Annotated in this window: 23 protein-coding genes; 10 read left to right on the plus strand and 13 right to left on the minus strand. The window is 62.0% G+C overall.

Annotation, left to right across the window (positions count from 1 at the left end):
* Positions 1-12: 12 nt before the first annotated feature.
* On the minus strand, positions 13-255 hold the full coding sequence (purS, locus tag B9A97_RS11120) for a phosphoribosylformylglycinamidine synthase subunit PurS (RefSeq protein ID WP_084365393.1): 243 nt from the start codon (positions 253-255) through the stop codon (positions 13-15).
* A gap of 35 nt (positions 256-290) precedes the next feature.
* Positions 291-1,055, minus strand: coding sequence for a phosphoribosylaminoimidazolesuccinocarboxamide synthase (purC, locus tag B9A97_RS11125; RefSeq protein ID WP_084365394.1), 765 nt, complete (start codon positions 1,053-1,055; stop codon positions 291-293).
* Positions 1,056-1,284: 229 nt separating this feature from the next.
* On the opposite strand from purC, the gene B9A97_RS11130 reads away from it, so the two are divergent.
* On the plus strand, positions 1,285-1,599 hold the full coding sequence (locus tag B9A97_RS11130) for a DUF1476 domain-containing protein (RefSeq protein WP_084365395.1): 315 nt from the start codon (positions 1,285-1,287) through the stop codon (positions 1,597-1,599).
* Between the two features lie 86 nt (positions 1,600-1,685).
* Here the strand turns inward: B9A97_RS11130 and B9A97_RS11135 are convergent, their stop codons facing one another.
* Entirely contained in the window at positions 1,686-4,196 is a 2,511-nt protein-coding gene (locus B9A97_RS11135; protein ID WP_084365540.1) for an EAL domain-containing protein, read from the minus strand.
* 211 nt (positions 4,197-4,407) lie between these two features.
* On the minus strand, positions 4,408-4,962 hold the full coding sequence (locus B9A97_RS11140; protein WP_084365541.1) for an RBBP9/YdeN family alpha/beta hydrolase: 555 nt from the start codon (positions 4,960-4,962) through the stop codon (positions 4,408-4,410).
* A gap of 165 nt (positions 4,963-5,127) precedes the next feature.
* Here B9A97_RS11140 and B9A97_RS11145 point away from each other — a divergent pair, with 165 nt between their 5' ends.
* Positions 5,128-5,931, plus strand: a complete 804-nt coding sequence (locus tag B9A97_RS11145; protein ID WP_084365396.1) for a DUF2189 domain-containing protein — start codon at positions 5,128-5,130, stop codon at positions 5,929-5,931.
* A gap of 69 nt (positions 5,932-6,000) precedes the next feature.
* On the opposite strand, the gene purB is transcribed toward B9A97_RS11145, so the two are convergent.
* From purB to rpe, 4 genes are all read right to left on the minus strand, one after another.
* Positions 6,001-7,302 carry an adenylosuccinate lyase gene (purB, locus tag B9A97_RS11150; RefSeq protein WP_084365397.1) on the minus strand — a complete coding sequence of 434 codons (1,302 nt, stop codon included), beginning with the start codon at positions 7,300-7,302 and terminating at the stop codon, positions 6,001-6,003.
* 94 nt (positions 7,303-7,396) lie between these two features.
* The gene (locus B9A97_RS11155) at positions 7,397-7,810 is read right to left on the minus strand and encodes a hypothetical protein (protein ID WP_084365398.1); all 414 of its coding nucleotides are present in this window, start codon (positions 7,808-7,810) and stop codon (positions 7,397-7,399) included.
* A gap of 116 nt (positions 7,811-7,926) precedes the next feature.
* Positions 7,927-8,670, minus strand: coding sequence for a DUF2259 domain-containing protein (locus B9A97_RS11160; protein WP_244564185.1), 744 nt, complete (start codon positions 8,668-8,670; stop codon positions 7,927-7,929).
* Positions 8,667-9,344 (minus strand): ribulose-phosphate 3-epimerase, encoded by a 678-nt coding sequence (rpe, locus tag B9A97_RS11165; RefSeq protein ID WP_084365400.1) that lies wholly within the window; start codon positions 9,342-9,344, stop codon positions 8,667-8,669. Before rpe ends, B9A97_RS11160 begins: the two co-directional genes overlap by 4 nt.
* Before the next feature lie 164 nt (positions 9,345-9,508).
* On the opposite strand from rpe, the gene B9A97_RS11170 reads away from it, so the two are divergent.
* A complete protein-coding gene (locus tag B9A97_RS11170; protein WP_084365401.1) occupies positions 9,509-10,273 on the plus strand; it encodes an SDR family NAD(P)-dependent oxidoreductase in 765 nt (254 codons plus the stop codon).
* Between the two features lie 10 nt (positions 10,274-10,283).
* Here B9A97_RS11170 and B9A97_RS11175 read toward each other — a convergent pair whose 3' ends face one another.
* Complete coding sequence (locus tag B9A97_RS11175) at positions 10,284-11,348, minus strand: branched-chain amino acid ABC transporter substrate-binding protein (RefSeq protein ID WP_244564186.1); 1,065 nt, start codon at positions 11,346-11,348, stop codon at positions 10,284-10,286.
* A 255-nt stretch (positions 11,349-11,603) separates the two neighbouring features.
* On the opposite strand from B9A97_RS11175, the gene B9A97_RS11180 reads away from it, so the two are divergent.
* From B9A97_RS11180 to B9A97_RS11210, 7 genes are read left to right on the plus strand one after another with little or no spacing between them, the layout of a single operon-like run.
* Complete coding sequence (locus B9A97_RS11180; protein ID WP_244564195.1) at positions 11,604-12,080, plus strand: flavin reductase; 477 nt, start codon at positions 11,604-11,606, stop codon at positions 12,078-12,080.
* Between the two features lie 24 nt (positions 12,081-12,104).
* The gene (locus B9A97_RS11185) at positions 12,105-13,034 is read left to right on the plus strand and encodes an AAA family ATPase (protein WP_084365404.1); all 930 of its coding nucleotides are present in this window, start codon (positions 12,105-12,107) and stop codon (positions 13,032-13,034) included.
* 50 nt (positions 13,035-13,084) lie between these two features.
* Positions 13,085-14,296, plus strand: a complete 1,212-nt coding sequence (locus tag B9A97_RS11190; RefSeq protein ID WP_084365542.1) for a vWA domain-containing protein — start codon at positions 13,085-13,087, stop codon at positions 14,294-14,296.
* Positions 14,296-14,622 (plus strand): XdhC family protein, encoded by a 327-nt coding sequence (locus B9A97_RS11195; protein WP_084365405.1) that lies wholly within the window; start codon positions 14,296-14,298, stop codon positions 14,620-14,622. Before B9A97_RS11190 ends, B9A97_RS11195 begins: the two co-directional genes overlap by 1 nt.
* Entirely contained in the window at positions 14,622-15,329 is a 708-nt protein-coding gene (locus B9A97_RS11200; RefSeq protein ID WP_084365406.1) for an XdhC family protein, read from the plus strand. The genes B9A97_RS11195 and B9A97_RS11200 overlap by 1 nt, the downstream gene beginning before the upstream one ends.
* Positions 15,326-16,960: an NTP transferase domain-containing protein gene (locus B9A97_RS11205; RefSeq protein ID WP_084365407.1), complete on the plus strand. Its 1,635-nt coding sequence runs from the start codon at positions 15,326-15,328 to the stop codon at positions 16,958-16,960. The genes B9A97_RS11200 and B9A97_RS11205 overlap by 4 nt, the downstream gene beginning before the upstream one ends.
* A gap of 2 nt (positions 16,961-16,962) precedes the next feature.
* Positions 16,963-17,322 carry a TfoX/Sxy family protein gene (locus B9A97_RS11210; protein WP_084365408.1) on the plus strand — a complete coding sequence of 120 codons (360 nt, stop codon included), beginning with the start codon at positions 16,963-16,965 and terminating at the stop codon, positions 17,320-17,322.
* On the opposite strand, the gene B9A97_RS11215 is transcribed toward B9A97_RS11210, so the two are convergent.
* From B9A97_RS11215 to B9A97_RS11230, 4 genes are all read right to left on the minus strand, one after another.
* The gene (locus B9A97_RS11215) at positions 17,299-17,706 is read right to left on the minus strand and encodes an NUDIX domain-containing protein (RefSeq protein WP_084365409.1); all 408 of its coding nucleotides are present in this window, start codon (positions 17,704-17,706) and stop codon (positions 17,299-17,301) included. The genes B9A97_RS11210 and B9A97_RS11215 overlap by 24 nt on opposite strands.
* An 8-nt stretch (positions 17,707-17,714) precedes the next feature.
* Positions 17,715-19,226, minus strand: a complete 1,512-nt coding sequence (locus B9A97_RS11220) for a DEAD/DEAH box helicase (RefSeq protein ID WP_084365410.1) — start codon at positions 19,224-19,226, stop codon at positions 17,715-17,717.
* Between the two features lie 229 nt (positions 19,227-19,455).
* Positions 19,456-20,739 carry a M23 family metallopeptidase gene (locus B9A97_RS11225; protein WP_084365411.1) on the minus strand — a complete coding sequence of 428 codons (1,284 nt, stop codon included), beginning with the start codon at positions 20,737-20,739 and terminating at the stop codon, positions 19,456-19,458.
* Between the two features lie 202 nt (positions 20,740-20,941).
* The gene (locus B9A97_RS11230; protein WP_084365543.1) at positions 20,942-21,724 is read right to left on the minus strand and encodes a ferritin-like domain-containing protein; all 783 of its coding nucleotides are present in this window, start codon (positions 21,722-21,724) and stop codon (positions 20,942-20,944) included.
* Between the last annotated feature and the right edge of the window lie 45 nt (positions 21,725-21,769).

The following is a 21,769-nucleotide window of genomic DNA, read 5'->3' on the forward strand; positions in this document are numbered from 1 at the left end:
CCTCCTCAACCCCTAGGCGATGGAGATAGTATAGTTCTCGATCACCGTATTCGCCAACAGCTTCTCGCACATCGCCTTCAGGTCTGCCTCGGCCTTGGCGGTGTCGGAGCCTTCGAGTTCCAGATCGAAGACCTTGCCCTGCCTGACATGGCCGACACCTTCAAAGCCTAGGCCCGACAAGGCGCCTTCGATGGCCTTACCCTGCGGGTCCAGAACGCCGTTCTTCAACGTGACGGTTACGCGTGCCTTGATCACTGGCTTTCTCCGAATAGCTACTTGGCTGTGCCGACTTACTTGACGAGAACCGGGCCGGTGCCGCGGATCGGTTCGTTCTCGTTGATGATCCCGAGGCGACGCGCTACCTCCTGGTAGGCCTCAAGAAGGCCACCGAGGTCCTGGCGGAAGCGGTCCTTATCCAGCTTCTCCTTGGTCTCGATATCCCAGAGACGGCAGCTGTCGGGCGAGATTTCATCGGCAAGGATGATGCGCATCATGTCGCCTTCGTAGAGGCGGCCGCATTCGATCTTGAAGTCAACGAGCTGGATGCCGATGCCGAGGAAAAGGCCGGACAGGAAGTCGTTGACGCGGATGGCGAGCGCCATGATGTCGTCAAGCTCGGCCGGGTTTGCCCAACCAAAGGCAGTGATGTGCTCTTCGGAGACCATCGGGTCGTTCAAGGCGTCGGACTTGAAATAGAACTCGATGATCGAGCGTGGCAAAACCACGCCTTCCTCGATGCCGAGCCGCTTGGACAGGGAGCCTGCCGCGACATTGCGCACAACTACCTCAAGCGGGATCATCTCCACTTCCTTGATCAACTGCTCGCGCATGTTGAGGCGGCGGATGAAGTGGGTGGGGATGCCGATCTTGTTCAGGTGGGTGAAGACATATTCGGAGATGCGGTTGTTCAGCACGCCCTTGCCGTCGATGACATCGTGCTTCTTCTTGTTGAACGCGGTGGCGTCGTCCTTGAAGAATTGGATCAGCGTGCCTGGCTCAGGTCCCTCATACAGGATCTTGGCCTTGCCTTCGTAAACGCGGCGGCGACGGTTCATAGCGGGTTTTCTCTGTAGTTGGCGTCCCATTGCGGACGCGTGGATCGATCATTGAAGCGGTCCCATATCGGAAAACGCCCGAATTCACAATGCGCCTGTTGTTCCTTCCCTGGAATTCGTCCAAAGCGTAATCACGCACAGAATCAGCAAACTGTCATTGTACTTTTTACAGCCTTTTGCTTAATGGGATGCGAACCATCGTAGTTGGGCTAGATAACGGGAGACACCGATGAGCGGCATCAGCGATCGCGAAAAAGCATTTGAAAACAAGTTCGCCCATGACCAGGACCTCAAGTTCAAGGCAGAGGCACGTCGCAACAAGCTGCTCGGCCTGTGGGCAGCCGGTCTTCTGGGCAAGGCCGATGCGGAAGCCTATGCGAAGGAAGTCGTGGCCTCCGATTTCGAGGAAGCCGGCCACGAAGACGTTTTCCGCAAGATCAAGGGCGACCTCGATGCCGCCGGTGTATCGGTCACGGACGAGGTGATCCGCGCCAAGATGATCGAATTGCTCGACGAAGCCGCCTCGCAGGTGCAGAAGGGCTGACGTCGTTCAACCGAGAATTTGGGCTGCGCGAGGACCTGTCCGCCGCGCGGCCCTCTCGCCTAAATCGGGGCAACTACAGTCCGGCGCTAGACCGCCGTAACGGATCCGCCCAGCCCAGCGCCTCGCCAGCTGCCGGCGCGAATGAAGGCCTCCGTGGCCGAAAACTCCATGGACCTGGATAGGCCGTAGCCCTGCAGCATATCGCAGCCGAGCGATTGCAAGACCCGGACGTGATCGGGTGTCTCGACCCCCTCCGCCACTACCTTGATGCCGAGGGAATGGCCGATCTCGATGATCGAGCCGACCAGCTTGCGTTGCTCCAGCGAAACCGGAATCTTCTGCACCAATTCGCGGTCGATCTTGAGCGTGCTCGGGTTCAATCTGAGAAGGCTCACGATCGAGGCATGGCCGGTGCCGAAATCATCGATTTCGATATCGATTCCGAGCTCCCGCAGGTGGTTGAGGTTCTCGAGCACCTGGTCGTCATGCTTGTCCAGGAAGATCGACTCCAGCAGTTCGAACGACAAGGTACCGGGCTCGAAGGAGAGGCTGGCAAGTTTTCGCCGCAGGATAGGATCGTGCAACCGGCTTGAAGAGACATTTACCGACACCTTGGGGACGCCGAGGCCGCTCGTCTTCCAGCGGGCAAAGTCGGCCAGGGATTTTTCCAGGATCATGGCGTCGATTTCCGACACCACATCAAGGTCTTCGGCGATGGCCAGGAATTTGTCGGGCGTCAGTATGCCGCGCGTGGGATGGTGCCAGCGCGCCAAGGTTTCTGCGCCGGCAAGATCAAGGCTGCGGGCATGAAACTGGAATTGATAGTGGGGAACGAATTCGCCCCGTTCCAGGCCGCACAACAGCTCATCCGAAAGACGTTTCGCCGCGATCATACGGTTATGGGTGTCGCGTGAGAAGAATTCGTGGCGGTTCCGGCCGCGGTTCTTGGCGTTGTAGAGAGCGATATCGGCGTTCAGCAAGATCTGCCGGGCGTTGATATCGGGCCCCGTGGCATGGGCGATCCCGATGCTGGCCCCGAAGCGCACGTCGTTGCCCTCGAAGGTGACAGGCTGGCGCATGGCGTTGATGATCCTGTCCGCCAGGTCTGCCAGGCGCTGTTGCGCTCCGTCGAAGCGCGCCAGGAACACGAACTCGTCACCGCCGATCCGGGCGACGAAGTCACGGGCACGAACATTGGATTTCAGGATGCCAGCAGCATGCTTGAGCATCATGTCGCCGGCACCGTGGCCAAGCGTGTCATTGATCTGCTTGAAGCGGTCGAGGTCGATATGCAGGACGGCCAAGCCGTTGCCATCGCGTATGCACTCGGCAGCGAGCTTGTCCAGCATCTCGTCCAGGTAACGCCTGTTGGGAAGGCCGGTCAGATGATCGTGCAGAGCGATATGCTCGATGCGTGCCTTTGCGCTTTCCAACTCGCGGTTATGCGCCTCCGCCTGTTTTTTGGCGTGGTCGAGGGCCTGGTGCAGATAGACATCCTCGGAGACATCCCAGGTGACGCCGATCAGTTTGCGCCGGCCCTCATTGTCTGTGAAGGTTGTGGCGCGGGATCGCAGATAACGCACGGCGCCGTCATTGCGCCGGAAGATCCGGAACTGGTTGGTGAGGTTCTGCCCCTGCGCAATGGCGATTTCGGTGTGAGATTCCGCCAGGGCCAGGTCTTCGGGGTGCACCAGGCTTTGCCAGGTGCCGTTGGGCAGTTCACGGGCCGGACCATCCAGGCCGTAGAGCTGCATCGACCTGTCGTCCCAATAGACGGACAGATTTTCCAGGTCTGCCTCGAAAATCCCGATATTGGATGTCTCCAGCGCCAATTCCAGGCGCCGGGACATTTGCGCGACCATTTCCTCGGCTCTCTTACGCTGCGTGACATCGGTGTCGGTGCCGATCATGCGCACGGGATTGCCCTGGGCATCCCACTCGACGCAGGCGCCCCGGCATTCGATCCATACCCAGTGGCCATCCTTGTGACGTTCGCGATACTCGAACACGGCGTAGTCCGGGTCGCCGGCCAGCTGCCGTTCGATGCAATGGGGTATGCGCTTCTTGTCCTCCGGATGCAGGTATTCCAGCCATTCCTCTGTTGACAGGGGGATGGGATCGCCGGGCGTCAGGCCACGGATCTTGTACCATACCTCGGAATAGCTCATCGCGTTGGTGACGATGTTATGATCCCAGACGCCTGAGGCAGCGCTGACCAGTGCGGCATTCCAGCGGTTTTCGCGGTCCGTAACCTCGTTCAGTTCCGCGATGAGCGAGCTTACATCCGTCGCCTGAAGCAATACCGTGGTCTGGCCTGGACCCAAATGGGCGCCGAGGCGTCGCATGCCGATCCTGAACCATCGTTCTTGCTGCTCATCATCGGCCAGCCGGACATCCACGGTGTCGCCAACGTCATCACTGACCAGGGCCGAGATCAGTCTTGACGAGAAGGCCGGGCGATCGTCGTCGCAAAGCGCTTCAACCACCGACGAGGTGGGGTATGGGAGCCGGAATTCTGCAAGAAACCGGGGATTGGCGGCGAGCACGATGCCATCGGCGTTAAGGATTGCGGCAGCGAAAGGCAGTGCATCGAGCATGTCTGCGGGCCAGGCAGGAGCCTGCCCGCTATTGCTCTGCCGCCGCCGCTGGTCTTGACGCACCATATCTTCTGTTGACGCTCGCGTTGCCTCTCTCAAGACAATGCCGACGTCCCCTTAAAGACCGCTTAATTGGTTTTGCCGGATTGTCGCGAAAAGGGTGCGTTGCATGGCTGCGAGCACTAAACGGTGCATACCGGTCTGCGCAGGCTCAACCCTTGAGGCGGCCCAAGAACTGCGCGAACACCATGGTTCCTTCCGGCCAGGGTCCATGACCGGACTCGGCGTTGAGGTGGCCCGACTCGCCCGCATCGATCAGCAGCGACCCCCAGGCATTGGCCATCTCGTCGGCATGTTCATAGGCACCGAAGGGATCGTTGCGGCTTGCGACGGTGACCGAAGGAAAGGGCAGCGGATCGCGCGGGTAGGGGCCGAAGGTCATCAGGTGCTTCGGGCGTATGGCCGGGTTTGCAACGTCGGGCGGAGCGACAAGGAAGGCACCGGCGATCGGTTTGCGGAATTTCGGCACGGCATGGATGGCAGCCGGCACCCCCAGCGAATGGGCAACCAACACGACGGGACGTGTCGACTGGTTCACTGCTTCGGCGACTGCGTCGACCCAGTCTTCCCGCACGGGTTTGGACCATTCGCGTTGCTCGACCCGTCTTGCCGTCGACAGCTTCGCCTCCCACCGGGTCTGCCAGTGGTCGGGGCCGGAATTGGTGTAGCCGGGGATGATCAGGATGTCGGTTTCTGAGGCTTTCATGATCACGCGCATGTGTGCCGCCACCGCCGGCCTGTCAAGGGTTTGGCGGTACAAATGGCCGGAAATGTGCTAGAAAGACCAATGCCGGTTGTTCAGTGAGCGTCGGCGCAGAGCCCGTCGTTCGCCGGCCCGGTGTCACATGAAGTGAAACTGGAGGAGTGAACAATGACGCAATTTCATGTCTGGTCTGGCCCGCACAGTGACTATTCCCGGCCGGCGGTGCGACGTATCGGTGTTGCCGATGTGTTCGACGCGCTGAAAGCCGGTGCGCGGGATTTCAACGAGAAACCATCGCACTACGTGTTCCTGGCAATGATCTACCCCGTCGTCGGGATCCTGCTGATGGCCTGGGCGGCGGGCGCCGAACTGCTGCCATTGCTGTTTCCGCTGGCCTCGGGTTTTGCGCTGATAGGCCCTTTTGCCGCCATCGGTCTCTACGAAATCAGCCGCCGGCGTGAGCGGGGTCTTGGCACGCAGGGGCGGGATATCTGGGCACTGAGGCACTCGCCGGCTCTTCCATCCATGCTGGCTTTGGGCGTGATGCTCGCCATCGTGTTCGTTCTCTGGATGGTGACGGCCCAAGGGATCTACACGGCGCATTTCGGTGAGGCCCCGCCGACATCCGTAGGTGCATTTATGGGTGATCTCCTGTCGACCGAGGCGGGCTGGTCCATGGTGTTCCAGGGCATGCTGGCCGGTTTCTGTTTCGCCGTCGTCGTTCTCGCCTGCACCGTGATTGCGTTTCCGATGATGCTGGAGCGTGATTGCGGTGCGGCCTGCGCCATAGAGACATCGGTACGCGCGACCATGGCCAATCCCGGCCCGATCGCGTTGTGGGGACTGATCGTGGCGGCCATGCTCACGATCGGCTTCATACCGCTGATGGTCGGCTTGATCGTGACGATGCCGATCCTCGGCCATGCGACATGGCATCTTTACCGGAAGCTCGTGGCCCGACCAGCGAGGTGACCGGATGCCAAACGAAAGACGCCGCCGGGAAGGCCGGCGGCGTCCATTGTGGTGAAGCGCTATCTCGGATCAGCCGAACACGCGCTTAAAGATCGTGTCCACATGCTTGGTGTGGTAGCCGAGGTCGAACTTCTCGCGGATCTCCTCTTCGGAGAGCGCCGCGCGGACCTCTGCGTCGCCGAGCAGTTCCTCAAGGAAGTCGGCGCCCTTTTCCCAGACCTTCATCGCATTTCGCTGGACGAGACGATAGCTATCCTCGCGGGAAACACCGGCCTGGGTCAGGGCCAGCAGGACGCGTTGGCTCATGACCAGGCCCTTGAACTTGTTCATGTTCTTCAACATGTTCTCGGGATAGATCACCAGCTTTTCGATGACGCCGGCAAGGCGGTTCAGGGCAAAGTCGAGGGTGACCGTGGTATCGGGACCGATGGCGCGTTCGACGCTGGAATGGCTGATATCCCGCTCGTGCCACAGCGCCACGTTCTCCAGCGCCGGGACGACCGACATGCGCACCAGCCGGGCAAGACCCGTCAGGTTTTCCGTCAGCACCGGATTGCGCTTGTGCGGCATGGCCGAGGAGCCCTTCTGCCCCGGCGAAAAGAACTCTTCCGCTTCCAGCACTTCGGTGCGCTGCATGTGGCGGATTTCGATCGCCACGTTCTCGATGGACGAGGCAATCACGCCAAGCGTTGCGAAGAACATCGCGTGGCGGTCGCGTGGGATGACCTGGGTCGAGACGGGTTCGGGCACCAGGCCGAGCTTGGCGCAGACATGCTCTTCCACATAAGGATCGATATTGGCAAATGTGCCAACAGCGCCTGAAATGGCACCGGTCGCGACCTCCGCACGGGCTGCGACGAGCCGTGCCCGGTTGCGCTGCATTTCCGCATAGAAGCGGGCAAAGGTCAGGCCCATGGTGGTGGGCTCGGCATGGATGCCGTGGCTGCGGCCAATGCGGACGGTATCCTTGTGTTCGAAGGCACGGGTCTTCAGCGCCGCCAGGACCCGGTCCATGTCGGCCAGGAGAATGTCGGCGGCGCGAACCAGCTGGATGTTGAACGTCGTGTCGAGCACGTCTGACGACGTCATGCCCTGGTGGACGAAACGGCTGTCCGGACCGATAAACTCGGCAAGATGGGTAAGGAATGCGATGACATCATGCTTGGTCACGGCCTCGATTTCGTCGATCCGGGCGACGTTGAACTCGGCAGCGCCGCCTTTTTCCCAGATGGTGCGTGCGGATTCTCTAGGGATTACGCCGAGTTCCGCCAGCGCATCGCAGGCATGGGCCTCGATCTCGAACCAGATGCGAAACTTGGTTTCGGGAGACCAGATGGCGACCATTTCGGGCCGGGAATAGCGCGGGATCATGGGCGAGGCTTTCTTTGAACGCTTGGTTTCTTTTAAGGCTTGATGTCTTCGATCACAGGGGATGGCGCCGCTTTAGCAAAGACGGCCGGCAATCTCAACGGATGAGCCGTGTCAGGATGATGCTTGCCACCAGCAGCAGCAGAAAGCCGAAGGGCATCAGCAGGCGCAATCCGAGCACGCCGAACTGGTAGACGGCGGAAGCGGATGTGAACACAAACTGGAACATCCAGATTGTCGTGCCGAATGGCTGGTGCCACTGCGCGTAGAACATGCGGTATTGAAGGGCAAACAGGAACGCCGTGGACGCCGCCGAACCGAGTGTCAGCAGCAGCAAGGCCACCGCGAAACGGGTCTCGACAGGGCTGCCAAGTCCCATAAAACGCGCCAGAGGCAGCGCTACCACCCAGCTGAGCAGACCGCCGGCAAAATAGAGCCCGAGCAGCAACGGCAGGCCGGCCTGCGACAGGCGTTGCTCCAGGGCCAGGGAGAGCAGGATGGAGACGGCCATCGCCAGGCCCCAGGTCACTCCACCAAGGAGCCACTGGCCGGTGGGAGGCCGCATGCGGCGCAGGCGCGATCTGATGTCTCGACCTGGTGTGGCGACGGTTACAGGTGCTGGCGACCTCATGGGCGAAGCGGAACCGCGATCCATCGGCCGTCACGTCCCTCGAAGCCGATGCTCAGCACCATAACGAGAGCCATGTGAATGGTTTTGCCGCCGGTCGTCGGCGCATGGGTCATCACGCCGCCAAGCCGGTATCCGGAGGGGCAGTTCCGGCTCTTGGGTATCGCCTTGTCCTGGTAAAGCTTCTCGTTCGCCGGCTTGCCTTCGCGGGCCGTCAGGATCAGCCGGAAAGACCTGATCTGAGCGACCATGTCCTTGCATTGTGGCGGTGCGGGCTCGGCGATTTCCTCAAGACGCAGGCCATAAGCGCCACCGACGGCGGGGTCGGCGGGATGGACCAGATAGCGCAGGGTGTGCGACTGGGCGTTGACCTCGGAAATCGGGTTGAAGGCGACGAAGTTGCCGGGATGATCCTCCAATGCGAAGGAGCCAAGCAGACCGGAGGCCGCTGTCGCAGCCTCGGCTCGTGCCTTGCCGAGGCTTGCACCGTCATCATCGAGGCGCACGCGTATCGGGGTGCCGTCGAGATAGGCGTCTTTTTCCGTGTCGATGGCGAAGATGTTGGAATAGGGGAAGCCGGATCCGTCCTGGATCCCGTATTCTTCAAAGGCGAAGATGCGTCCGTGCGCGGAAAAGCCGATGGGCCTGATTGCCGCGATGTCGGCGGATTGGGCAGACGTGGCTGAGAGCGCCAACGCCATGGCGGCCATCGCTCCCCATTTCCTCGCCCAGCGCTTGATCAACGGCGCCCTCCCTCTGCGGCTTCCCTGATAGCTTCGACCGTTTTACGATAATCGTCAACGCCTGCGCCCTTGAAAATGGCGGAGCCGGCAACGAGGACGTTGGCGCCGGCCGCGGCCACATGCGGCGCGGTGTCGACCGTCACGCCACCGTCCACCTCAAGCTCGATCGGTCGGTTGCCGATCATCAGGTTGGTCTTGGCAATCTTTTCGGTCATCGCGGGAATGTATTTCTGACCGCCGAAGCCGGGGTTGACGCTCATGATCAGGATCAGGTCGAGATCATCAAGAACATGCTCGATGACCGAGAGCGGGGTGGCAGGGTTCAGCGATACGCCGGCCTTCTTGCCAAGCGCGCGGATGCTTTGCAGCGAGCGATGCAGATGTGGGCCCGCCTCGGCATGGACCGTGATGATGTCGCAGCCGGCATCGGCGAAGGCAGCCAGATAGGGATCGGCCGGGGCGATCATCAGGTGGCAGTCAAAGACCGCTTTGGTGTGCGGACGCAGGGCCTTGATGACCGCGGGACCGAAGGAAATGTTGGGCACGAAATGGCCGTCCATCACATCGAGATGCACCCATTCGGCGCCGGCCTCGGTCACGTCGGAAACTTCCTGTCCCAGCCGTGCAAAATCAGCAGCCAGGATGGAGGGGGCGATCTTCAGGGGGCGGGTCATGGTACGAAATCCTCAAGCCAAACTCTTCGTCGCGGCTGCCATATCATTGGGACGGCGCTGTCACAACCTCGCCGGCTACCCGCCAATGGTCTGACTCCATGCCGGCGCCACTGCCCGAATCCGGGAATCGATGCTATGAGGCGACAAACACACAGGAGGATGGAATGGCCAAGTTCGCAATCGTCACCGGCGGCAGCACGGGAATTGGCCGGCAGCTCGTGATATCGCTTTGCGATGCGGGTTATCAGGTGGCCTTCACCTTCCTGAAGGACTCGCTGGAGGCCGACCAGTTGATCATGACGCTGGGGCGGCGGGGGGCCAAGGTGGAAGCCTTTGCCTGCGACCAGCGCCAGGGGTCCGAAATCCTTTCCTTCTTCAATCGCGCTGTCGCATGGGCGGGGCAGGCGCCCGACGTGCTTATCAACAATGCCGGCGTGCAGACCTGGTCGCCTCTCCTCGAACTCTCGGAGGAGGATTGGAACAATGTGATTTCCACAAACCTCACCGGCTGCTTCCTCAACACCAAGGAAGCGGCGCGCCGCATGGTGGAGGCCGGTAAGGGCGGCTCTATCATCAATCTCGGTTCCGGCTGCAACAAGCTCGCCTTCCCCAAGCTGGTCGACTACACGGCGTCCAAAGGCGGCATCGAGCAGTTCACAAAGGTTTCGGCAGTGGAGCTCGGCCCGCATGGTATCCGCGTGAATTGCATCGCTCCGGGCGCGATCGAAACGGAGCGGACCAAGGCCGAGGCGCCAGACTATGCCGCGACCTGGGGCAAGGTGACGCCGCTTCGGCGGGTGGGAACGCCTGAAGATATCGCCGGACCTGTGCTGTTCCTCGCCAGCGATGCCGCGTCGTTCGTGACGGGACAAACCATCTGGGTGGATGGCGGCGTGTTTTCGCAGGCCTTTTGGCCATACGAAACCTGATCGGGCGCTGCTACTGCGTGCCCTGGGCCAGCGGCAGAAATACGGTGCCGCGCCATTCCAGCAGGCGATAGGGGTTGTCGCGCAATTCGTGGTCGGCACCGAAGGCAATCGGCCCGAGCACCGTGTCGAAGGTTTCGGTCTTGAGGCTTTCTTCGGCGGAAACCGTGTTTGCGACAGCCTTGGCCGCCACCTGCGTCGCCGCATAGGCGGGCAGGACATAGCCTTCGGGAATGATCGCCTTTGCTTCCAAGGCGGCCGCGACCGCCGTTGCGGGCGCCTGCGTGTTGTAGGCCGGCAGCGTTACGGCCTTTACGCCATCTGCCAGCGGTATCGGCTGGTTGGCGGCATGCAGACTGTCGCCGCCGAGAAGGTCCAGCGTTATGTTTTCGGCGGCGGCGTCGCGGGCGATGATGGCCACGTCATTCCGGTCGCCGCCGATGAAGACCTTGGTGACGCCTGCCTTTTTCAGCCGCCGCACCAGTGCCACCTGCTGCTCCTGCCCGGGCCTGTAGGTGTCGAGAAAGGCCGGTTTCATGCCGCGTTCCTCAAGCGCGTTGCGGATTGCTTCGACCAGTTCGCGACCCCTGATCGTGCCGTCCTCGATCAGGGCGAAGGCGCTGCCCGGCCAGTCGCGCAGCATGACCTCGATCAGTTTCGCGGCCTCGGCCCCGTTCGACGGGGCCATGCGGTAGAATGGCCATGAAAACTTCAGCGCGTCCTCCATGAGGATCGGCGCCCGCACCGAGATGGTAATGGCGGGAATGCCGGCCTGCTGCAGAAGCGGCAGGGAGGCTTCGAGCGACTCGCTGCAAAGGAAGCCGATGGCTGTCTTGACCCCCGACTGCTTCAGCGCCTCAGCGATGGCGGGACCGCTGCCGGGTTCGCAAGTCTCGTCGATCCAGGTGATTTCGGTCCCCAGATCCGCTGCAGCAGCCATGGCTCCATCGGCCATCTGCTTGCCCAATGTCTCGTAGGCGCCGGTCTTCGGGGCGACCAGGCCAATGCTGGCGGCGTCAGCTGTTGCCGGTAGGGCGGCAGCAGCGAGGCTCAAGCAAAGGCGGACTATGTAACTCATCAACATCGGCTTTCGTTGTTGCGCATCATCTCGGCATTGTAGCCTTTGCGGCTTGCAAACCGCAATGGCGGGCCACCTGCGCCCAATCCCGAAAATATCCATCCGCATATTCTGGAAAAGGTAATCTCTCAGCGCCATATTGCGGCGACCCGCCGCATCACGTCGCAGTTTGTCCGGCAATCGGGGTTTTGCCGAGGCGGCTGCGAAAAACGGTCCTGTCGGACCGGGAGTATTCGTTTCTTGACCAGCGATTTCATGGATCCACTAGTCTATCGAAATGCCATGGCCCTCTATGCCGGCCATGTTCAGATCGTCACGACGGAGAAGGATGGGCTTCGACGCGGCGTGACGATCACGGCAGCGTGCTCGGTATCCGACAGCCCGCCGATGGTGCTGGCCTGCCTCAACAACGGCAATGCCAGCAACCAGGTGTTCTTCGAGAGCGGCGTGTTTGCGCTCAACACGCTCGGACTTCGCCACCAGGGGCTCGCAAGTGCCTTTGCCGGCTTTGGCGGTCTGGCCGTCGAGGATCGGTTCGCGCTGGGTGACTGGCAGTATCTGGCGACCGGTGCCCCGGTCCTGAGCGACGCCATCGCCTCCTTCGATTGCCGGGTGATCGATGCCAAGGTGACCGCCACCCATACCGTCCTGTTCGGGCAGGTGGAGGCCATCCATTTCGGGCCACCGGATGCGGCCTTGATCTATCTGGACCGAAGCTTTCGGTCGCTATAAGCTCCCTCTAAAACGGGAGGAAATATGTCACATCTGACGGACCAGGGCCTTCCCTCGTCGATCGACGCGCTCGTGTCGCTGCTTGCCGACCATGACTATCTGTGCGGTCGTCCCATGGCGACCGTGCTGTTCCTGGCGCTGAAAATGGGGCGTCCGCTGTTTCTCGAGGGGGAAGCGGGCGTGGGCAAGACGGAGATCGCCAAGGTCCTGGCCAAGGCACTCGACCGCCCGTTGATCCGGCTGCAGTGTTATGAAGGGCTCGATATCTCCTCAGCTGTCTATGAGTGGAATTATCCGGCGCAGATGTTGGAAATCCGGCTCGCGGAAGCGGCAGGCGTGACCGATCGCGAGCGGATGGAGCATGACATCTTCTCGCAGCGATACCTGATCCGCCGACCGGTCCTGCGGGCGCTTGAAAGTGTGGACGGTCGCGCGCCGGTCTTCCTTATAGACGAACTCGACCGCACAGATGAAGCGTTCGAGGCTTTCCTGCTTGAGGTTCTCTCGGATTTCCAGGTGACCATTCCCGAACTTGGAACAGTCAAGGCCGAGCATCCGCCCATCGTGATCGTCACCAGCAACCGGACGCGTGAGGTGCATGACGCGCTGAAGCGACGCTGCCTGTATCACTGGGTGGATTACCCGCAGGCGGCGCAGGAACTTGATATCATCAGGCGCAAGGTGCCGGGCTGCAATGCGGCGCTGTCGCGGCAGGTTGTTGCCTATGTGCAGAAGCTGCGCACCCTTGACCTGTTCAAGAATCCGGGTGTTGCGGAAACCATTGATTGGGCAACGGCGCTGACAGAGCTCGACCGCCTGGCGCTGGACCCCGAGACGATTTCGGATACGCTTGGCACTCTCCTGAAATATCAGGACGACATTGCCCGGATCCAGAGTGGGGAAGGCCGCCGCATCCTCTCGGATGTGCAGGCAGAGCTTGAGGCGGTACGTTGACCGCGGCAAAGGGCGCCGCTTCGGACGGGCTGGTGGTTGCGCCGGTCGGCATGGGTGACGGGCGGTTTGCCGACAACATCGTGTTTTTTGCGCGTGTGCTGCGCAAGGCCGGATTGAAGCCCGGGCCGGGTGCGGTGGCCGATGCGATCGAGGCTGTCGACGTCATCGGCATCGGCAGTCGTGACGAGTTTCATGCGGCCTTGTCCTCGATCTTCGTCAAGCGGCATGAGGACCAGCCGGTATTCGATGAAGCCTTTCGGATTTTCTGGCGATCCCGTGATCTCGTCGCCAAGATGATCGCGATGATGTCGCCGGTGGCGGCGGACGCGCGCGAGAAGGAAAAGGCGAAAGCCGGCGCGTCGCGTGTCAGCGATGCACTCTATGCCGAGCGCCAGCGTCGCCAGACGGAAAAGGACGATCCCGACATTGAGGTCGATGCCCGGTTCACCACGTCAGGCAATGAGGTGCTGCGGGCCATGGATTTTGCCCAGATGTCGGCGCAGGAACTGGCGCTGGCGCGTCGCGAGATGGAGCGCCTGGTTCTGCCGTTGGACAGGGTCAAGGTGCGGCGCTTCGCGCCGTCGCATCGTCCCGTCAGGATCGATCCGCGGGCAACCATGCGCGGAGCGCTGAGATCCGGCGGCAAGCTCATACTGCCGCGCTACCGCGCCCGGCGCGAAATGCATCCGCCGCTGGTGGTGCTGGCCGATATATCCGGCTCGATGAGCCAATATACGCGGGTGTTCCTGCATTTCCTGCATGTGCTGACCGAGAAGCGCCGTCGGGTGCACACCTTCCTGTTTGGCACGCGGCTCTCCAATGTTAGCCGCCAGATGAAGAACCGTGATCCGGACGACGCCCTGGCGGAGTGCACGCGGCTGGTGCGCGACTGGTCGGGAGGCACGCGCATCGGCGAGGTGCTGCATGAGTTCAACCGCACCTGGTCGCGGCGTGTGTTGGGGCAGGGTGCGGTGGTGCTCCTGATCACCGATGGCCTGGAGCGCGATGAGGTTGGGCAGCTTTCCCATGAGATGGACCGGCTGCATCGCTCGTGCCGGCGCCTGGTTTGGCTCAACCCCTTGCTCAGGTTCGACGGGTTCGAGGCGAAGGCGAGAGGCGTGCGGGCCATGCTGCCGCATGTTGACGAGTTCCGTTCCGTGCACAATCTAAACTCTCTGGGCGACCTGGCCAGGGCCCTGGCTGTTGGGCGCTCATCGGATGGCGACTTGCGTCGCTTCCTTCAGACCTTGAGGACAGACTGATGTCAGATATCGATACTCTGGACCCGCTTGCCGTTGCAGAGAGCTGGAAACACGACGGACGTTCCGTTGCCATCGCGACGGTGGTCGAAACCTGGGGCTCGGCGCCACGGCCTGTGGGGAGCCATCTCGTCATCGACGGCGAGGGCAATTTCCATGGTTCGGTGTCGGGCGGCTGCGTCGAAGGCGCCGTCATCACCGAGGCGCTCGAGGTGCTTGAGGCGGGGAAGGCCAAGATGCTCGAATTCGGCGTTGCGGACGAGACGGCCTGGCGCGTCGGCCTGTCCTGTGGCGGGCGGATCAGGGTCTATGTGGAAAGGCTCGGCTGATGAATCTCGAAAACCTTGCTCGCCTGAACAAGGCACGTCATCAGCGCCAGGCCTGTATCCTGGTGACGGACCTCTCCACCGGAGCCGACCGCCTTGTCATTGAAGGCGAGCCGTTGGATGGCGCCTTGGGTGCCGAGCTCGGCCGTCGTTTTGGCTCAGGCACGTCAGGTTCGGTCGAAATCGAGGGGCAGACCCTGTTCCTAAACGTGCACCTGCCGCCGCCGAGCATCGTCGTCATCGGTGCCGTGCACATCACCCAGGCGCTTCAGGTGATGGCGCCGGTTGCCGGGTTCGATATGCGCGTGATCGATCCCCGGACCGCCTTTGCCACCCCTGAACGCTTTGCCGGCGCCGACCTTGTGGCCGACTGGCCGGAGGATGCGCTGAAGGGCCGGCCGCTGGATGCCTATACGGCGCTGGTGGCGGTGACGCATGATCCCAAGATCGACGATTTCCCGATCATCGAGGCCCTGCGCGCCGGCTGCTTCTATGTTGGGGCGCTGGGCAGCCGGAAGACCCATGGCAGGCGGGTGGAACGTCTTCTGGCGGAAGGCCTGACGATGGAGCAGATCGGGCGGATATCCGCCCCCATCGGCCTGGATATCGGCGCTGCGACCCCGGCGGAAATTGCCGTGTCGGTTCTTGCCGATATCATCCAGGCCCTCAGGCGGCGCAAGCGGTCAGATGTCACGGAGATAGTCGCATGATCTTCGGCCCGGTGCCGATATCGGAAGCCGAGGGCGCAATTCTCGCCCATGCCGCGCGTCTGGCCGATGGCCGCATTTCCAAGGGCACAGTGCTTTCGGCTGGCGATGTCGCGCGCCTCGCCGATGCCGGGCTGACCACCGTCATCGTCGCCCGACTGGAGGCGGGAGACCTGCAGGAGGATGATGCCGCGGAGGTGCTGGCCAAGGCGATCGAGGGTGATCATCTCAGGCTCACCCCGGCCACCACGGGCCGCGTCAATATCCACGCCACGGAAAACGGTATGTTCGTCGCCGACAAGGCGCTGATCGACAAGTTCAACCGGATCGACCCCGCCCTGACCCTGGCCTGCCTGGCGGACCATGTGGCCGTGATGAAGGGCGACATGGTCGCCACCTTGAAGATTATCCCCTTGGCGGTATCCGGCGAAAAGGTGGAGGCCGCCCGCCGCGTCTTGGCCGAGGCCTTTCCTTTTGCGGTCAAGCCGTTTGTCCCGCATGATGTCACGCTGGTCGCTACCGAACTGCCCTCGCTGAAGCCGTCCGTGATGGACAAGACTGCGCGCCTGCTGGAACAACGGCTCGCTCCTTCCGGAAGCAGGCTGCGACGCGAGATCCGCGTGGCGCATGATGCTGAGGCGGTTGCCACGGCCATCACACGTGCGCTTTCCGAGCCTCCAGAGGCTCCGCAGATGGTGGTGGTCTTCGGCGCCTCGGCAGTTTGTGATCCAGAGGATGTCATCCCCGCGGCAATCCGACTGGCGGGTGGAGACGTGACGCAGGTGGGCCTGCCCGTCGATCCGGGGAACCTGCTGGTGCTGGGAATGGTTGGAGGGGTGCCTGTCATCGGCGCTCCCGGCTGTGCCCGGTCGCCGAAGGAGAACGGCTTCGACTGGGTGCTCACGCGCATCCTGGCTGGAGACATGCCCGATTCGCATGCTTTGACAGGTCTCGGCGTAGGAGGTTTGCTGATGGAGATTCCAACCCGGCCGATGCCGCGCGCAAAGGTTTCAGACGGGCAGGGCGGTCTGCGCATGGCGGTCCTGTTGCTTGCGGCCGGCAAGGCAAGCCGCATGGGTGAGGGCGGACGGCACAAGCTACTGGCGGAGTTTGAGGGCGTGCCCCTAGTGCGGCGGATGGCAGAGCGCGCGCTGGATGCCTGCGAGGGACCTGTCATCCTGGTGACGGGCTATCGCGGCGCCGATATTCTGAGCGCGGTGGAGGGGCTTCCGGTCGAAACCTGCGACAATCCTGACTATAGCTCGGGCATGGCGAGTTCCATCCGGTCGGGCCTGGCGTCGCTGGGCAAACGAGATATGGACGGGGTGATGATCATGCTCGCCGATATGCCCGGGGTGAGTGTTGCCGACCTCGAAGCCCTGTTTGGCGCTTTCCGGCGCATGGGCGGGCGGGCAATCGTGCGGGCGGTCGCCGACGGCAAGCGCGGCAATCCCGTCATACTGCCGCGCTCGACCTTCTCGGCGCTGATGAAGCTCGAAGGCGATATCGGCGCGCGGGCTCTTATCGAGACATCCGGCCTTGAGGTGATCGATGTGGAAATCGGGGCCGCCGCCCATCTCGACGTCGATACGCCGGAAGCTGTTCTCGCCGCGGGCGGCGTGCTGAAGTCATGACCATGGATAAGGATGCGATCGAGGAGATGTTTTGCAGCCTTGGCTCCGTCAGCATCAAGCGCATGTTCGGCGGCAAGGGGATTTATCATCAAGGCTTGATTGTCGCCCTGGAGGTTGACGGTCAGATCCTGCTCAAGGCAGATGCCATCTCGGCGCCGGCCTTCGCTGTCGCTGGCGCGCAACAATGGGGCTACGACGTCAAGGACCGGAAAACCGTGATGATGCCCTACTGGAACATTCCGGAGGATGCCTATGACGATCCTGACGAAATGGCAAAATGGGTGAGGCTGGCTTACGAGGCCGCAGTCAGGTCAGAGGCTGCCAAGAAGGGCTCGCGGTCAGCGAAGAAAGCGAAGAATTGATGAGGTGAAGGCCGACAGCGGCTGCGGCAGATCATCAAGGTCGAACCAGCCGAAATCGGAGAGCTTGTCGGGTTCGACAAGTTGCGGCTCGCCGGAAACATCCTCGGTCTTGTAGAGCAACGACACCCAGTGCTGTCCGTCGGCGGCGATGATCTGCTCGGTCATTCCGACATAAGTGATGGCGCCGATCGTCAGACCGCTTTCTTCCTCGGCTTCGCGGCGGGCTGCCTGTTCGGCAGGTTCGAGGTGATCCACCTTGCCGCCGACGATGTTCCAGAAACCCGCCTCCGGCGCCTTCATCCGCTTGTAAAGCAGGAGCTTGCCATCGCGCAGAATGGCGAGCCCGACGCCGACACCGGGGAAGTCGATTCCTGGAACACCCATTGGCTCGGTCAGCCCTTGGCGTTGGCCACGATCAGCATGAAGGCCGGAATTTCGTCGCCGAAGCCGATCGGGGTCGGACCATCATCGTGGTCGCGATAGTGGCGACGACGCTGTTCGCGGTGATCGTCATTGGCAGGATTGGGCCGGCTGTTGCGATTGCCCTGCTGCGGCTTCCTGTCTGCCCTGCGTTCTGGTTTCACGCTATCCGCCCCTGTTTGAGCTGTTTCCTCGATGACAACAACACTGTTTTCTTCTGTTTTGGTGTCGGTTTTGTGACTGGAAGACCGGCGGCTGTCACCGCGATCCCCGCGCTCGGAGCGGCTGCGTCCGCCACGCTCATTGCGACGCTTTCCGTCGTCGTGGCTTTCTGCGGCCGGGCCAAGCTCGGACAGGTCTCCGGCATGCCATTCGATCTTCTTGACGATCAGCTTTTCGATCGCATCGAGATGTTTTGCATCGGAACGGGTCACGAGCATGAAGGCGCGACCGGAGCGGCCTGCACGACCGGTACGGCCGATCCGGTGCACGTAGTCTTCAGCGTGAATCGGGACATCGAAGTTGAAAACATGGCTCACATCGGGAATGTCGAGGCCACGGGCGGCGACATCAGAGGCGACCAGGAGCTTGATATTGCCATCCTTGAAGTTGGCAAGCATCGCGGTTCTCGACCGCTGGTCCATGTCCCCATGCAGGGCGCCGACCGAAAAGCCATGACGCTCGAGCGAGCGGAAGAGGTCAGCCACGTCCTTCTTGCGGTTGCAGAAGATGATCGCGTTCTTGATATCGGCCTCTTCTGCCCGGATCAGATCGCGCAGAGCAGCGCGCTTTTCGTAATCCTTGTGATGGGAGGCAACGAGGCGCTGCGACACCGTGATGGCGGTGGACGACGGCTTGGCGACTTCGATTCGTTCGGGATTCTGCAGAAACTTGTCGGCAAGCTTCTGGATCTCCGGCGGCATCGTTGCAGAGAAGAACAGCGTCTGCCGGGTGAACGGGATCATCTTGGCGATTCGTTCGATATCCGGGATGAAGCCCATGTCCAGCATGCGGTCGGCTTCGTCGATCACGAGGATCTCGACACCGGTCATCAACAGCTTGCCACGCTCGCAGTGGTCGAGCAGGCGGCCCGGCGTGCAGATCAGCACGTCTGCGCCCCGTTCCAGCTTCTTGTTCTGATCCTCGAAGGATACGCCGCCGATCAGCAGCGCGACGTTCAACCGGTGATTCTTGCCGTATTTGTCAAAGTTTTCAGCAACCTGGGCTGCCAGCTCGCGGGTCGGCTCAAGAATGAGCGTGCGCGGCATGCGGGCGCGGGCGCGGCCGGTTTCCAGCAGGGTCAGCATCGGCAATACGAAGGATGCTGTCTTACCCGTACCGGTCTGCGCGATCCCGCAGATATCGCGTCGCTGCAGCGCTGGCGGAATTGCACCCGCCTGGATCGGCGTCGGTTGCGTGTAGCCGGCGTCCGTGACGGCCGATAGTACTTTTTGGCTCAGGCCAAGGTCAGCAAAAGTGGTCAAAGGGAAATCTATATCCGTTCTGTTCTTGCGAACTGAGTGATTGGTCGTCTTGAACGCGACAATGCAAGCGCGGCTTAGTGCCAAAACGCCGGAAAGTCAAGGAAAGTGCCGTCGTGAACGTTGGAAGTCTCGCCGCAAGATTAACGGCTTGTAGCACTGGCGATGATTGTGACGCCGGATCCTGACATAACTATGGCTGCGGCACGGTTTGTCGGGCGCGCCCGGGCTATCAATCGAGCAATGTGTCGAGTTTCATGCCGGCATTGAGAAAATGCATCGGATCGATGGCATCGCCATTGCGGCGGATCTCGTAGTGAAGGTGAGGGCCGGTGGAGCGGCCGGTGCTGCCGGCGAGCCCGATCAGGTCGCCCGATGTCACGGTCTGGCCTTCCTTGACGAGGATGCGCGAGAGGTGGCCGTAGCGCGTGGAGATCCCGAAGCCATGGTCTATTTCCACCATGTTGCCGTAGCCGCCTGATGGGCCTGCCGTCGTCACGGTGCCGCCGCCCGAGCTGCGGACTTCACCGCCGGTCACGGCGCGGAAATCGATCCCTGCATGCATGGCGAGCCGTCCGAGGAATGGGTCGATTCGGTTGCCGAATCGGCTGGTGATCGGTTTGCCCGGCGCCGGATTGGAGTAGGGAAGGCGGCGCGCTGTCTGGCGCATTGAGTCCAGGCGGTTGAGCGCAGTATCCAGATTGTCGAGGGACGTCTCAAAATTGCTGCCCAGCGAGGGTGCCAGATAGGGGCCGCCCATGGCGTCTGCACTGTCTTCCGTGGGGATGTCGATACCGGTCCGCTGCAGGATATTTTCGATCGCCGACGCGGTTTCGCTGGCGCCGATGGTCAGTTTCTGGATGCGATCCATCTGCTGGCGCTCGATGTTCTTCAGCGACAGGGTCACCTTGGAAAACACACGGTCGGCGCGATCGGCCGTCGTTTCACGCAGCGGCGCATAACCGAGCGCCCGGTTTTCCTTGCCCGTGGCCTTCGACGCCGTCTTGCCGAGCAGCGCGTCGATGGCGCCGAGGCCGCCCGAGACGCTGGCGTGATCCGCAGCCTTTGCCGGATTGTCCGTCGGCACGGGAATGGTGGGAGCGATGACGCCCGATTCGGTGGCGCGGTCCAACAGCGAATCGAGCTTGCCGTGACGGGTGGTGAGCGCCATTTGCTGCGCCAGGAGTTTTTCCACCTTGTCCTCGACGAGTTGCTGGTCGAGCAACTGCCGCGAGGTGACGCGATCCACCTGCGCCCGCAGCGCGGCAATGCGGTCTTCATATTCGTGCTGCATGCGCGCCTGGCGGGCCATGGTGGCACCAATCAGGTTGTCACGCAGGACCAGGTAGGAGGTGGCGGCCAGATAGCCGATGGCGACGACGCCGATGAAGGAGGCTCCGAGAGCGGCCATCCACGGCCGAATCGTCATGTGGCGGACTTTTTCACCGCTGGCGAGGATGATGATATGCTGCTGGCGGCGTTTTCCGAAAACCCGGTTTTCTGCCTTGCTCACCACAATTCTCCTACTCGCCCACCCTCTGTCTGCCCGGCACCAGGGAGGCCGCTCGAATACTTGCGCCGCAAGGCTTGTGGCTGCGCCGAGCCCGCCGTCGGCGGATGCGTTCAGATCAGGCGATTAGAAATCATTATGGTTAATAATTCCTTGCGCGAGCATGGTGTCGCGGCGGAAATCCAGCATTTGCAGGTGAAAGCGGCACTCAAGCGTGGCTTGTGGCAGTCAGCGAGCGGTAGAAGGAGGGTGTCAAACCGGCAGCCGCACGCGCCACATCGTTGAACGGCGGTTTCAGCGCGCCGCGGAAGTTTTCGCGGACCAGTTTCTGGAAGGTCAGGGCCGGGTCCTTGCCTTCGCGCGCGCAAAGGAAGCGGAACCACTTCGCTCCCACGGCGACGTGTCCCTTTTCGTCGTCGTAGATCACTTTCAGCACGTCGGCGCTTTCCGTATCGCCGGTCTCGCGCATCTTTGCCTGGAGCGAAGGCGTGACATCAAGGCCGCGTGCTTCGAGAATCAGCGGCACCACCGCCAAACGCGCTGTCAGGTCCGAACGCGTCTGGTGAGCGGCCTGCCATAGACCGTCATGAGCCGGCAGGTCGCCGTAATCGGCACCCAGGCTGCGCAGCCTGTCGCGGACCAGGCCGAAATGCTTGGCTTCCTCGTCGGCAACCATCATCCAGCCCTCAAAGAAGGAGAGCGGCACCGGCTGGTCCGCAAAGCGCGCGACGATATCCAGCGCCAGGTCGACGGCGTTTAATTCGATATGGGCGAGCGCGTGCAGCATGGCGATTCGGCCGGCGGGCGTATGCAGCGAGCGCTTGTCGGTATCCTTGGGCGGCACCAGCACAGGCTTGTCCGGTCGCCCGGGACGGTCTGGAACCCGAGGATCCAGCGGCGAGCGCAGCGACAGCCGCCGCTCGCGCCAGCGCCGGGCCAGATCTCGGGTCAGGCCGGTCTTCAGGTCGAGATCCGTCTCGGCCACGGCCATGGCAGCGCCGGCCCGCAGCGTCGAGACGGCCGGAAACCTATGGCG

It is taken from the genome of Rhizobium sp. RU36D (assembly GCF_900176345.1).
GTDB lineage: Bacteria > Pseudomonadota > Alphaproteobacteria > Rhizobiales > Rhizobiaceae > Allorhizobium.

Coding starts and splice junctions, on each gene's coding strand:
- purC (WP_084365394.1), bottom strand. CDS start 1,055: ATGAACCGTCGCCGCCGCGTTTACGAAGGCAAGGCCAAGATCCTGTAT.
- B9A97_RS11130 (WP_084365395.1), top strand. CDS start 1,285: ATGAGCGGCATCAGCGATCGCGAAAAAGCATTTGAAAACAAGTTCGCC.
- B9A97_RS11135 (WP_084365540.1), bottom strand. CDS start 4,196: ATGCTCGATGCACTGCCTTTCGCTGCCGCAATCCTTAACGCCGATGGC.
- B9A97_RS11140 (WP_084365541.1), bottom strand. CDS start 4,962: ATGAAAGCCTCAGAAACCGACATCCTGATCATCCCCGGCTACACCAAT.
- B9A97_RS11145 (WP_084365396.1), top strand. CDS start 5,128: ATGACGCAATTTCATGTCTGGTCTGGCCCGCACAGTGACTATTCCCGG.
- purB (WP_084365397.1), bottom strand. CDS start 7,302: ATGATCCCGCGCTATTCCCGGCCCGAAATGGTCGCCATCTGGTCTCCC.
- B9A97_RS11155 (WP_084365398.1), bottom strand. CDS start 7,810: ATGGCCGTCTCCATCCTGCTCTCCCTGGCCCTGGAGCAACGCCTGTCG.
- rpe (WP_084365400.1), bottom strand. CDS start 9,344: ATGACCCGCCCCCTGAAGATCGCCCCCTCCATCCTGGCTGCTGATTTT.
- B9A97_RS11170 (WP_084365401.1), top strand. CDS start 9,509: ATGGCCAAGTTCGCAATCGTCACCGGCGGCAGCACGGGAATTGGCCGG.
- B9A97_RS11175 (WP_244564186.1), bottom strand. CDS start 11,348: ATGAGTTACATAGTCCGCCTTTGCTTGAGCCTCGCTGCTGCCGCCCTA.
- B9A97_RS11180 (WP_244564195.1), top strand. CDS start 11,604: ATGGATCCACTAGTCTATCGAAATGCCATGGCCCTCTATGCCGGCCAT.
- B9A97_RS11185 (WP_084365404.1), top strand. CDS start 12,105: ATGTCACATCTGACGGACCAGGGCCTTCCCTCGTCGATCGACGCGCTC.
- B9A97_RS11190 (WP_084365542.1), top strand. CDS start 13,085: ATGGGTGACGGGCGGTTTGCCGACAACATCGTGTTTTTTGCGCGTGTG.
- B9A97_RS11195 (WP_084365405.1), top strand. CDS start 14,296: ATGTCAGATATCGATACTCTGGACCCGCTTGCCGTTGCAGAGAGCTGG.
- B9A97_RS11200 (WP_084365406.1), top strand. CDS start 14,622: ATGAATCTCGAAAACCTTGCTCGCCTGAACAAGGCACGTCATCAGCGC.
- B9A97_RS11205 (WP_084365407.1), top strand. CDS start 15,326: ATGATCTTCGGCCCGGTGCCGATATCGGAAGCCGAGGGCGCAATTCTC.
- B9A97_RS11210 (WP_084365408.1), top strand. CDS start 16,963: ATGGATAAGGATGCGATCGAGGAGATGTTTTGCAGCCTTGGCTCCGTC.
- B9A97_RS11215 (WP_084365409.1), bottom strand. CDS start 17,706: ATGGGTGTTCCAGGAATCGACTTCCCCGGTGTCGGCGTCGGGCTCGCC.
- B9A97_RS11230 (WP_084365543.1), bottom strand. CDS start 21,724: ATGGCCGTGGCCGAGACGGATCTCGACCTGAAGACCGGCCTGACCCGA.